An 11599-nucleotide genomic window follows, 5' to 3' on the forward strand; every position below is an offset into this window, starting at 1 on the left:
GCGGGGCTGGTCAGGGACGTACAGGGCGCTTCGGGCGCACACAGGAGGGTTGCTTGATGCCGCAGGGACAGCCGGCCGTGGTGCCGGACGACGGGCTCACCACCCGGCAGCGCCGTAACCGCCCTCTCGTCGTCGTCCACACGGGCATCGGCAAGGGCAAGTCGACGGCGGCTTTCGGGCTCGCGCTGCGCGGCTGGACACAGGGCTGGCCGATCAGCTCCGTACCGCACAGGTACGCGTCGAGATTGCGCCCCGGCCGCCCCGTCGCCAGCGCGTGGTAGCCCGCGTCGATGTAGTCGGGTCCGACCTTGTGCGGGGAGACGGCGAGACCGCGCGCGGCGAGGAGCGCCATCAGCCCGGTGGCGACGGTGGTCTTGCCGCTGCCGGAGGCCGGCGCGGCGATGACGAGGCGCGGGACCGACACCGGCACCGGCGCCACACCCGTCCCTGAGGCGGCATTCACCACTCGATGCCCCTCTGCCCCTTCTGCCCCGCGTCCATCGGGTGCTTGACCTTCGTCATGTCGGTGACCAGATCCGCGAGTTCGACCAGCGCCTCCGGCGCGTTCCGCCCGGTGATCACGACATGCTGTGTCCCCGGCCGGTCCCGCAGGACCCGTACGACCTCGTCGGTGTCCACCCAGCCCCAGTGCATCGGGTAAGCGAACTCGTCCAGCACGTACAGCTGGTACGTCTGCGCCGCCAGGTCCCGCTTGACCTGCTCCCAGCCCTCGCGCGCCGCGTCCTCATTGGAAAGCTGCCTGTCGCGCTGCACCCAGGACCAGCCCTCGCCCATCTTGTGCCAGGCCACCGAGCCGCCCTCGCCGCTCGCCCCCAGCACCTTCAGCGCGTGCTCCTCGCCGACCTTCCACTTGGCCGACTTGACGAACTGGAACACCCCGATCGGCCAGCCCTGTGTCCAGCCGCGCAGCGCGAGCCCGAAAGCCGCCGTCGACTTGCCCTTGCCGATGCCCGTGTGGACGACGACGAGAGGGCGGTTACGGCGCTGCCGGGTGGTGAGCCCGTCGTCCGGCACCACGGCCGGCTGTCCCTGCGGCATCAAGCAACCCTCCTGTGTGCGCCCGAAGCGCCCTGTACGTCCCTGACCAGCCCCGCGATGCTGTCCGCGCGCAGCTCGTCGAGCGTGACCGCCGTGCCGCCCAGCTCGCCCGCGAGCGCGCCCGCCAGCCCGAGCCGTACCGGCCCCGACTCGCAGTCCACGACCACCGACGCCGTGCCCTCGGCGGCGTGCAGCCGCGCCGCGCGCGTCCCCAGCGCCACCGGATCCGGCCCGCCGGTCGCCCGCCCGTCGGTGACCACGACGAGCAGGGGACGCCGAGCGGGATCGCGCATCCGCTCCACCCGCAGCACGTCGTGCGCCTTCAACAGCCCGGCGGACAACGGGGTGCGTCCGCCCGTGGGCAGCGTCTCCAGCCGTACGGCCGCCGCGTCGACCGACGACGTCGGCGGCAGCGCCACCGTCGCGTCCTTCCCACGGAAGGTGATCAGCCCGACCTTGTCGCGCCGCTGGTACGCGTCCAGCAGCAGCGACAGCACCGCGCCCTTCACCGCCGACATGCGCTGCCGCGCGGCCATCGAGCCGGAGGCGTCCACCACGAACAGCACCAGATTGCCCTCACGGCCCTCGCGGGTCGCCTGCCGCAGATCGTCACGCCGCACCACCAGCCCGCGCCCCGAACGCCCGCGCGCCCGCTGGTGCGGGGCGGCGGCCTGGACGGTGGCCGCCAGGTGCAGCTTGGTGAGGGCCCCTTGGGGCCGCCGCGACCCGGTCGTCCGCCCGTGGTCGGTGCGCGCCCGGGAACGCCGACCGGCGGCGCCCTCACCGAGACCGGGCACGCTGAGCGTCTTCGTACGGAAGGGCTCGGCGGCCCGTACGGCGGACTGCTCACCGCTCCCGGCGGGCCGCCCGCCCTGACCTTCCTCGGGCTGCGCGGGCTCCTCTGGGTGCGCGGGCTCCTCGGGCCGCGCCTCCGCCGTATCGACAGGCCCGTCCTGCGGCCCCTCGGGCCCGTCCTGCGGCGGCCGGCCGCCCCCGCCAGGCCCGTCGGGATCCGGATCGTCCTCAGGGGCGTCGTCCCCGCCGCCGAACTCCTCCAGCGTGTCGTCCAGCTTCTCCTCGTCCAGCCCCGGCGCGTCGAACGGGTTGCGCCGCCGCCGGTGGGGGAGCGCCAGCAGCGCCGCCTGCCGCACGTCCTCGGCCAGTACGACCGTCCGCCCGGCCCACGCGGCGAGCGTCGTCGCCGTCCTGGCCATCACGATGTCGGCGCGCATGCCGTCCACCTCGAACGCGGCGCACGTCGCCGCGATCTGCCGCAGCGCGGCGTCCCCGAGGCGTACCTCGGGCAGCAGCGCCCGCGCGGCCACGATGCGCGCCCGCAGCGCGTCCTCCTCGTCCGCCCAGCGCGCCGCGAACGCGGCGGGGTCGTCGTCGTAGGCGAGCCGCCGCCGTACGACCTCCACCCGCAGATCCGGCTCACGCGACGCGGCGACCTCGACGGTCAGCCCGAACCGGTCGAGCAACTGGGGCCGCAGCTCGCCCTCTTCGGGGTTCATCGTGCCGACGAGCAGGAACCGCGCCGCGTGCCGTACGGAGACGCCCTCACGCTCTACGTAGGAGGAGCCCATCGCGGCGGCGTCCAGAAGAAGGTCCACCAGGTGGTCGTGCAGCAAGTTGACCTCGTCGACATACAGCACGCCCCGGTTCGCGTCGGCGAGCAGCCCAGGCTCGAACGCCTTCACGCCCTCCGCCAGCGCCCGCTCGATGTCCAGCGCGCCGACGAGCCGGTCCTCCGAGGCGCCGACGGGCAGTTCGACCACCCGCGCGGGCCGGTACGACCCCGGGCCCGTCTCGTGCGGCCCGTCGGGACACACCGGGTCGGGCGACCCGGGCGCGCACGAGAACCGGCAGCCGACGACGACGTCCACCTCCGGCAGGAGAGCCGAGAGCGCCCGCACGGCGGTGGACTTGGCGGTGCCCTTCTCGCCGCGTACCAGCACCCCGCCCACGGCCGGGGAGACGGCGTTGAGCAGCAGCGCCAGCCGCAGATCGTCCTGCCCGACGACGGCGGTGAAGGGGTACGGCGTACTCACAGTGCCTCCAAGGCGGGGATCAGCGTGTTCGGCAGGTCCGGAGCCGGCAGGTGCGGAGTCGACAGGCCGGCGGTTCGGGCGGTTCGAGTGGTTCGCGTCCTCACTCGCCGCCCCCCTCCAGATCGCCTTCGAGCTCCAGATACGTCGCCCGCAGCCGCTCCAGCGTCTGCTCGTCCGGCTCCGCCCACAGCCCCCGCTCCGCCGCCTCCAGCAGCCGCTCCGTGATGCCGCGCAGCGCCCACGGGTTGGACTGCCGCATGAACTCCTGGATCGAAGGCGCGAAGACGTACTCCGCCGACAACTTCTCGTACATCCAGTCGTCCACGACCCCGGCCGTCGCGTCGTACCCGAACAGGTAGTCCACGGTCGCCGCCATCTCGAAAGCACCCTTGTAGCCGTGCCTGCGCATCGCCGCCATCCAGCGCGGATTGACCACCCGCGCCCGGAACACCCGGTGCGTCTCCTCGCCCAGCGTCCGCGTCTTGATCTGGTCCGGCGTCGCGCTGTCACCCACGTACGCCTCGGGCGACTCACCCGTCAGATGGCGCACCATCGCGACCATGCCGCCGTGGTACTGGAAGTAGTCGTCGGCGTCGACCAGATCGTGCTCCCGCGTGTCGACATTCTTCGCCGCCACCTTGATCCGCCGGAACGCCGTCTCCATGTCGCCACGCGCCGCGCGCCCGTCGAGCCCGCGCCCGTACGCGTAACCGCCCCACACCGCGTACACCTCGGCCAGGTCCGCGTCGGACTGCCAGTTCCGGGCGTCGATCAGCGGCAGCAGACCCGCCCCGTACGCGCCCGGCTTCGACCCGAAGATCCGCGCCGTCGCCCGCCGCCGGTCGCCGTGCTCCGCCGTGTCCTGATCGGCGTGCGCCCGTACGTAGTTGGCCTCGGCCGGCTCGTCCAGCTCCGCCACCGCCCGCACCGCGTCGTCGAGCAGCCCCACCACATGCGGGAAGGCGTCCCGGAAGAAGCCCGAGATCCGCACCGTCACATCGATCCTGGGCCGGCCCAGCTCCGCCACCGGCACGATCTCGAAGCCGCTGACCCGCCGCGACGCGTCGTCCCACACCGGCCGGCAGCCCAGCAGCGCCAGGATCTCGGCGATGTCGTCGCCCTGGGTGCGCATCGCGGACGTGCCCCACACGGTCAGCCCCACCGACGCCGGATAGTCGCCCGTGTCGGCCAGATAGCGGGCGACCAGCGAGTCCGCGAGCGCCTGGCCGACCTCCCAGGAAAGGCGCGACGGAATGGCCTTGGGGTCGACGGAGTAGAAGTTGCGGCCGGTCGGCAGCACGTTGACCAGTCCGCGCGTCGGCGACCCGGAGGGGCCCGCCGGGACGAAACCGCCGTTCAGCGCGCGCAGGATGTTCTCGATCTCGTCCGTCGTACGGGCCAGCCTCGGCACGACCTCCGTAGAGGCGAAGCCCAGCACGGCCACCGCCGACGGCAGTTCGTGCCCCAGCACCTCCCCGACCAGCGGGGCCGCCGCCGACAGCTCCCAGCCCCGCTCCTCCATGCCCTCCGCGAGCCGCCGGCACAACTGCTCCAGCAGATCGACCGCGTCCGCGGCGGACCGCGCCGGACCCGCCACCAGGTCCGTCAGCTCGACCGGCACCTTCACCGGGGCGCCCGGCTCGGCCAGCAACTCTTTCTCGACCAGCCCGAAGTGGTCGGCGAGCGCCGCCCGCAGGCCTGGCAGCGCGTTCGCCGTGCCACCCCACACCTGCGAGGCGCGCAGCACCGCGAGCACCAGATTGACCCGCGCCTCGCCCTCGGGGCCGCCGCCGAGAATGTGCAGACCGTCCCTGATCTGGACGTCCTTGATCTCGCAGAGATAGCCGTCGACGTGCATGACGAACGAGTCGAAGTCGTCGTCGCCCGGCTGCTCGTCCACATGCAGGTCGTGGTGCAGCTCGGCGGCCTTGACGAGCGTCCAGATCTGGGCGCGCACGGCCGGCGCCTTCGTCGGGTCGAGATCGCTGACCAGCGCGTACTCGTCGAGCAGTTGCTCCAGCTTGGCCAGGTCCCCGTAGGTGTCGGCGCGCGCCATCGGCGGCACCAGATGGTCCACGACCGTGGCGTGGCCGCGCCGCTTGGCCTGGGTGCCCTCGCCGGGGTCGTTGACGATGAACGGGTAGATCAGCGGCAGTTCGCCGAGCACGGCGTCCGGGCCGCAGCCCGCCGACAGGCCGAGGCCCTTGCCGGGCAGCCACTCCATCGTGCCGTGCTTGCCCATGTGGATGATCGCGTCCGCCCCGAAGCCGTTGTCGCCGGCCGCCGTCTCCAGCCAGCGGTACGCCGCCATGTAGTGGTGCGAGGGCGGCATGTCCGGGTCGTGGTAGATCGCGATCGGGTTCTCGCCGAAGCCGCGCGGCGGCTGGATCATCACCACGACGTTCCCGAACCGCAGCGACGCCAGCACGATGTCGTCGCCGTCCACGTACAGCGAGCCCGGCGGCTCGCCCCAGTGCTCCAGCATGCTCGCGCGCAGCCCCGGCTCCAGCGTGTCGAACCAGGCCCGGTAGTCGGCCAGCGGCACCCGCGCGGGCGCCACCGCCAGCTGCTCCTCCGTCAGCCACTCCACGTCGTGGCCACCGGCGTTGATGAGCCGGTGGATCAGCTCGTCCCCGTTGTCGGGGTGCGCGTCCGCGCCCTCGCCCACCGCGTAACCGGCGTCGCGCAGGGCGTCCAGCACCCGCACGGCGGAGGCGGGGGTGTCGAGGCCGACGGCGTTCCCGACGCGGGAGTGCTTCGTCGGGTACGCGGTGAAGACCACGGCCAGCTTCTTCGCCGCGTTCTCCTTGTGCGCCAGCCGCGCGTGCCGCACCGCGATCCCGGCGACCCGGCCGGCCCGCTCGGGGTCGGCGACGTACACGGGGACCCCGTCCGGGCCTTCCTCCTTGAAGGAGAACGGGACGGTGATGAGCCGTCCGTCGAACTCCGGGATCGCGACCTGCATCGCCGCGTCCATGGGGGACAGCGCGGCGTCCGACGCGTCCCACGCGGCGCGTGACGACGTCAGACAGAGCCCTTGCAGGACGGGCACGTCGAGATCGGCCAGCGCCCCGATGTCCCATGCCTCTTCGTCGCCGCCCGCCGACGCGTCCGACGCGACGGTGCCGCCGGCCGCCAGTACGGTCGCGATCAGCGTGTCCGCCGAGCCGAGCCGTTCGTAGAGGGCGGGATCGGCGCCGCGCAGCGAACCGCAGTACACGGGGAGGGCGTTGGCGCCCCGCTCCTCGATCCGGTCGCACAGCACGTCCACGAAGGAGGTGTTGCCCGACAGTTGGTGCGCACGGTAGAAGAGGACCCCGACCGTCGGCCGCCCTTCCACGGAGGCGCGCTCCCCGTGCACCCCCCACTCGGGCATGGCGCGCGGCGCCTCGAACCCCTCACCGGTCAGCAGCACGGTGTCGGAGAGGAACCGCGCCAGCTCCGCCAGATTCTCCGGCCCGCCCTCGACCAGGTAGCGCAGCGCCTCGGCGACCACCCCGGCGGGCACCGACGAGTCGGCCATCAGCTCCGCGTCCGGTACGGACTCGCCGCCCAGCAGCACGGTGGGTATGCCGGACGCGGCGAGCGCGGCCAGCCCGTCCTCCCAGGCGCGTTTCCCGCCCAGCAGACGTACGACGGCGATCCGCGCCCCCGCGATCAGCGCCGGCAGCTCCTCGGCGGCGTCGACCCGCGTCGGGTTGCCGATCACGTACGGCGCGCCCGACGCGCGGGCCGCCAGCAGTTCGGTGTCGGCGGTGGACAACAACAGGACGGTGCTTGCCGTGGTCATGGCGCTCCAGGTGCGATGAAGGGAAGTCCTGACGGGGCGCCCGACTCGATCAGCCGCAGCAGCGCGTCCGTGTCCGCGTGTTCTTCGATCAGATCGCCGAGGAGGTCGAGCTGCTCCTCGCGCAGGGTGGCGAACGAGGTGTCCGGGGCGGGTACGAACCGGCGCCCGGCCGCCGCGGCGACCTCGCGCAGGAACGCGCGCCGGAAGCCGTCGCTCTCCAGCGAGCCGTGCCAGTGCGTTCCCCACACCGACCCGGCGCGCGTGCCGTCCAGCCGGCGGCCGGCGCCGTCCACGAGGAACGGATCGCCGCCTTCCACGGAGGCGACGCCGTGGTGGATCTCGTACCCCTCGACGCGCTCGCCCAGCGCCTCGCCGACGGGCCGCGCCAGAGTCTTCCCGCGGGCGAACTCGACGCGTACGGGCAGCAGTCCGAGCCCGTCCACGGAGCCCGCGCGCGACTCGACGTCGTCCTCGATGTGCTCGCCGAGCAGTTGGTAGCCGCCGCAGATCCCGAGGAGGGGGCGGCCGTCGGCGGCCCGCCGCGCCAGCGCGTCGGCGAGCCCGCGCTCGCGCAGCCAGGCCAGGGCCCGCACCGTCCCGCGCGTGCCCGGCACGATCACCAGGTCCGCGTCGGCGATCTCGTCGGGGCGGTCCACGAACCGCACCACCACGCCCGGTTCGGCCGCCAGCGCGTCCACGTCGGTGAAGTTGGACATCAGCGGCACCGCGCAGACGGCGACTCGCAGGACGTCCTCTCCGTACGGAGGAGCCACCACCGACTCCCGTACGGCGCCGCGCAAGGAGACCCGCAGACCGTCCTCCTCGTCGATGCCCAGCCCGTGCCGGAAGGGCAGCACACCGTAGGTGGCACGGCCGGTCAGCCCGCGCAGCATCTCCAGGCCCGGCTCCAGCAACGACACGTCGCCCCGGAACTTGTTGACGAGATAACCCGCGACCAGCGACTGGTCCTCGGGGCTCAGCAGCGCCGTCGTACCGAAGAAGGACGCGAAGACGCCACCCCTGTCGATGTCGCCGACCACGACGACCGGCAGCCGGGCCGCCCGCGCGACGCCCATGTTCACGATGTCCGTACGCCGCAGATTGATCTCCGCGGGGCTGCCGGCGCCCTCGCAGATCACCGCGTCGTAGGTGCTCCGCAGCTCCTGAAGACAGTCCACGACGGTGCCCAGCAGGGTCTCCTGGCGCCCGGGGCCCGTGCCGTCGCCGTGGTAGCCGCGGGCGCTCAGTTCGCCCACCGGCCGCCCCATCAGCACCACTTGACTGCTGCGGTCGCCGCCCGGCTTGAGCAGGACGGGGTTCATCAGCGCCGTCGGCTCGACGCGCGCCGCCTGTGCCTGCATCGCCTGCGCCCGGCCGATCTCGGCGCCCTCACGGGTCACGAACGAGTTCAGCGACATGTTCTGCCCCTTGAAGGGCGCCACCTTCACGCCCCGGCGTACGAGCCAGCGGCAGATCCCCGCGGTGACGACGCTCTTCCCGGCGTCGGAGGTGGTGCCGGCGACCAGCAGTCCGCCGCCCGGCCGTTGTCGGTCACTCATCGGCCCCTCCTCCCGAGGAGGTGGCCGGCCAGCAGCCGCCCGCCCACGCAGACGCCGAGCGCCAGCACACCGACACGGCGCGACAGCCGTACCGCCCGCTCGATGTCGGCCACCTCGACCGGCCGCCCGCCGCCGTTGAGCACCAGCCGGTGCTCGACCCGCCCGCCGTACGCGAGGGTGCCGCCGAGTCGTACGCCGAGCGCCCCCGCGAACGCCGCTTCCACGGGGCCCGCGTTGGGGCTCGGATGGCGGCCCGCGTCGCGCCGTACGGCCTCCAGCGCCCGCGCGGGCGCGCCGCCCGCCACGGCGGCCAGGACGGCCGTCAGCCGGGCCCCCGGCCAGCCGGCCATGTCGTCCAGCCGCGCCGACGCCCAGCCGAAGCGCAGCAGGCGCGGCGACCGGTGTCCGACCATCGCGTCCAGCGTGTTGACGGCGCGGAACGCGACCAGCCCCGGCACCCCGGCCAACGCGCCCCAGACCAGGGCCCCCACGACGGCGTCGGAGGTGTTCTCGGCGACGGACTCCACGACGGCGCGCGCGATCTGGCCCTCGTCCAGGGCCTCCGGGTCCCGCCCGCACAGACGCGGCAGCCGCTCCCGCGCCACCTCGACGTCCCCGGCCGCCAGCGCCCCGCCCACCGCGCGCGCCTCGCGCCCCAGCGACGTACCGCCGAGCACGGTCCAGGTGACGGCGGCGGTCAGGGCCACGGACGCGGCGTCGCGGCCGCGGACCCCGCGCGCCACGAGTGCCGCCGCCCCTGCCGTACCTCCGGCGCACACCACGGCGTGCAGCGCGCCCCACCCCCGGTGGTCACGCCACAGCACCCGCTCGACGGCGCCCGCGGCCCGCCCGAAGGCGGCGACGGGATGGCCGCGCCGGGGATCGCCGAAGAGCCGGTCGGCGAGGAGACCGGCGGCGGCGCCGTACGCGAAAACGCTTCCCTGGGCCGGTACTTCACGGCCCGCCGAATACTCGGCACGCATCGCTCAGCCCGCCGATACGCCTCGGGACGCTCGTGGTGGTCTCGTACTCACAGCACTGGACGCGACAGCTGTACCGCAGCCGGGCATGGCGACATGTCCTCACTCAGGGTCCGCGCCCCGGTTCGACGTGATGCGGCGACAAGAGTTCCTGGCTCCGGGAGACTTGACCGTCTCCCGTCACAGTGGCGGGACCGCGCCGGATTCGCACCGGCTTCCTCTTCGCTGTCGCCGTATTGGCCTCGGCAGTCCACCACGCGTGCGATTCCCCGTCAACCAGGCTTTGACCTGCGACGGGGCAGTGTGCTGAGACCCACACGACGAGGCCCGCCGGGCGGTGCGCGAACCGCGCCGGACATGACGCGGTGGAGGGGGCGGCCCGTAGGTCACGGGCCGCCCCCTCCACCGCTCTCAGGTCGCGGAGCGCGTCAGGCGACGATCATGTAGATCCCGTACGAGACGGCGCCCAGGCACAGGGCGAAGCAGACGTACGCGCCGGCGCGTACGACCGCCGCGGAGCCGGTGCCGGTGGCCGCGGTCGCGCCCTCGGCGGGCGCCGCGCTCTTGGAGAGCCCGACGATGCCCAGGGTGAACAGGCCCACCAGAGCGACGGTCGCCACGAGGCTGACGCCGAAGACGGAGCCGAGCGCCGCCCAGTCGATGTTCATGCTGAAAGAGTCCTTCGCTTCGTCGGGCCGTCGGAGACCGGCCGCTGATGTCAGACGGTCGCGGGCCGTGCCGGTTCGGCGGTCGGGTCCGAGGTGCCCGGACCGGGGGCCGGGATGGTCGCGGCGATCTCCGAGGACGGACCGCCCACCGGGGGCGGGGTGACGGCGGCGACGGCGGCGGTCACGACGCCCGAGGGCTCGGCCGCCCCGGCGGGCCCGTCCGCCTCGTTGACGTTGGTGTGGTCGACCGGCTGGCGGCGCGAGGCGAACCAGATGGCCCCCGACAGCGTGACGAGCAGCGCGGCCGTGACCCCGATGCCCCAGGGGCCCTGCTTGGTCAGGAACTCGGCGCCCGCCGCGACGAGGCCGGCGGCCGGCAGCGTCAGCCCCCAGGCGACGAACATCCGGGTGGCGGTCGACCAGCGGACGACCCCGCCCTTGCGGCCGAGGCCCGCGCCCATCACCGCACCGGAGCAGGACTGGGTGGTGGAGAGCGAGAAGCCCAGGTGTGAGGAGGCGAGGATGACGGTCGCCGCGCTGGTCTGGGCGGCGAAGCCCTGCTGCGGCTGGAGGTCGGTGAGGCCCTTGCCCATCGTGCGGATGATGCGCCAGCCGCCGAGGTAGGTGCCGAGCGCGATGGCGACACCGGCGGAGACGATCACCCACATCGGCGGGTTGGAGCCGGGGGCGAGGACGCCGCCGGTGACCAGCGCGAGGGTGATGACACCCATCGTCTTCTGCGCGTCGTTGGTGCCGTGGGCGAGGGAGACGAGGCCGGCCGACGCGATCTGTCCCGCGCGGTAGCCCTTCGCCGTGTCCTTCTCGGCCGTGTTACGGCCGATGCGGTACGTCAGCCGGGTGGCGAGCATCGCGGCCAGACCGGCCACCAGCGGCGCGGCGAGCGCCGGAAGCAGGACCTTGGTGACGACGACCCCGCCGTTGACCCCGGAGGTGCCGACGGACATCAGCGTGGCGCCGATGAGACCGCCGAAGAGGGCGTGGGAGGAGCTGGAGGGAAGTCCGAGCAGCCAGGTGAACAGGTTCCACAGGATGGCGCCGACGAGCGCCGCGAAGATCACTTCGGTTCTGATGCCCTGTTCGTTGATGAGCCCGCCGGAGATGGTCTTGGCGACCTCCACCGACAGGAACGCGCCGACGAGGTTGAGCACGGCGGACATCGCCACCGCGGTCTTGGGTTTGAGTGCGCCGGTCGAGATAGTCGTCGCCATCGCGTTGGCGGTGTCGTGGAAACCGTTCGTGAAATCGAACACAAGAGCCGTCACGATCACGATCGCGAGCAGCAGCGTGAGGTGTTCCATTTACCCAGGCAATCGTTTGACGTCATCGGCCGTTCAGGAACGTAGGGATGTTGAGTGAACGGAAGATGAACTAGGGCAGGCGTTGCGGTGTCTCCCGACGGGGGATGCCCGGCCCGCCGGTGAACTGCTCTGCGGGCGGCGGGGATTCGAGGAGGCCGCCCCGGTCCGCCCGA

At 73.2% G+C, this 11599-nt stretch carries 7 protein-coding genes, 2 pseudogenes and 1 riboswitch; of the genes and pseudogenes, 1 reads left to right on the plus strand and 8 read right to left on the minus strand.

Annotation, left to right across the window (positions count from 1 at the left end; all coding sequences use genetic code 11):
- Positions 1 to 56: 56 nt before the first annotated feature.
- Positions 57 to 215 (plus strand): annotated as a pseudogene (locus tag BHU15_RS38150) (cob(I)yrinic acid a,c-diamide adenosyltransferase); the annotation flags it as partial.
- On the opposite strand, the pseudogene BHU15_RS38155 reads toward BHU15_RS38150, so the two are convergent.
- The 8 genes and pseudogenes from BHU15_RS38155 to BHU15_RS10125 all read right to left on the minus strand — a co-directional run.
- Positions 161 to 430 (minus strand): annotated as a pseudogene (locus tag BHU15_RS38155) (nucleotide-binding protein); the annotation flags it as partial. The pseudogenes BHU15_RS38150 and BHU15_RS38155 overlap by 55 nt on opposite strands.
- Positions 431 to 459: 29 nt before the next feature.
- On the minus strand, positions 460 to 1059 hold the full coding sequence (gene cobO, locus BHU15_RS10095; RefSeq protein ID WP_023542590.1) for a cob(I)yrinic acid a,c-diamide adenosyltransferase: 600 nt from the start codon (positions 1057 to 1059) through the stop codon (positions 460 to 462).
- Complete coding sequence (locus BHU15_RS10100) at positions 1059 to 3110, minus strand: putative cobaltochelatase (RefSeq protein WP_069626879.1); 2052 nt, start codon at positions 3108 to 3110, stop codon at positions 1059 to 1061. Before BHU15_RS10100 ends, cobO begins: the two co-directional genes overlap by 1 nt.
- 100 nt (positions 3111 to 3210) lie before the next feature.
- On the minus strand, positions 3211 to 6900 hold the full coding sequence (gene cobN, locus BHU15_RS10105) for a cobaltochelatase subunit CobN (protein ID WP_069626880.1): 3690 nt from the start codon (positions 6898 to 6900) through the stop codon (positions 3211 to 3213).
- Positions 6897 to 8459, minus strand: a complete 1563-nt coding sequence (locus tag BHU15_RS10110) for a cobyric acid synthase (protein ID WP_069626881.1) — start codon at positions 8457 to 8459, stop codon at positions 6897 to 6899. Before BHU15_RS10110 ends, cobN begins: the two co-directional genes overlap by 4 nt.
- Positions 8456 to 9442: a cobalamin biosynthesis protein gene (locus BHU15_RS10115; RefSeq protein WP_069626882.1), complete on the minus strand. Its 987-nt coding sequence runs from the start codon at positions 9440 to 9442 to the stop codon at positions 8456 to 8458. Before BHU15_RS10115 ends, BHU15_RS10110 begins: the two co-directional genes overlap by 4 nt.
- A gap of 120 nt (positions 9443 to 9562) precedes the next feature.
- Positions 9563 to 9709: riboswitch (cobalamin riboswitch) on the minus strand.
- 158 nt (positions 9710 to 9867) lie between these two features.
- Entirely contained in the window at positions 9868 to 10107 is a 240-nt protein-coding gene (locus tag BHU15_RS10120) for a hypothetical protein (protein ID WP_023542596.1), read from the minus strand.
- Between the two features lie 50 nt (positions 10108 to 10157).
- On the minus strand, positions 10158 to 11426 hold the full coding sequence (locus BHU15_RS10125) for an inorganic phosphate transporter (protein WP_069626883.1): 1269 nt from the start codon (positions 11424 to 11426) through the stop codon (positions 10158 to 10160).
- Positions 11427 to 11599 lie beyond the last annotated feature (173 nt).

The sequence above is a fragment of the Streptomyces niveus genome (assembly GCF_001723055.1).
GTDB classification, from domain to species: Bacteria; Actinomycetota; Actinomycetes; order Streptomycetales; family Streptomycetaceae; genus Streptomyces; species Streptomyces niveus.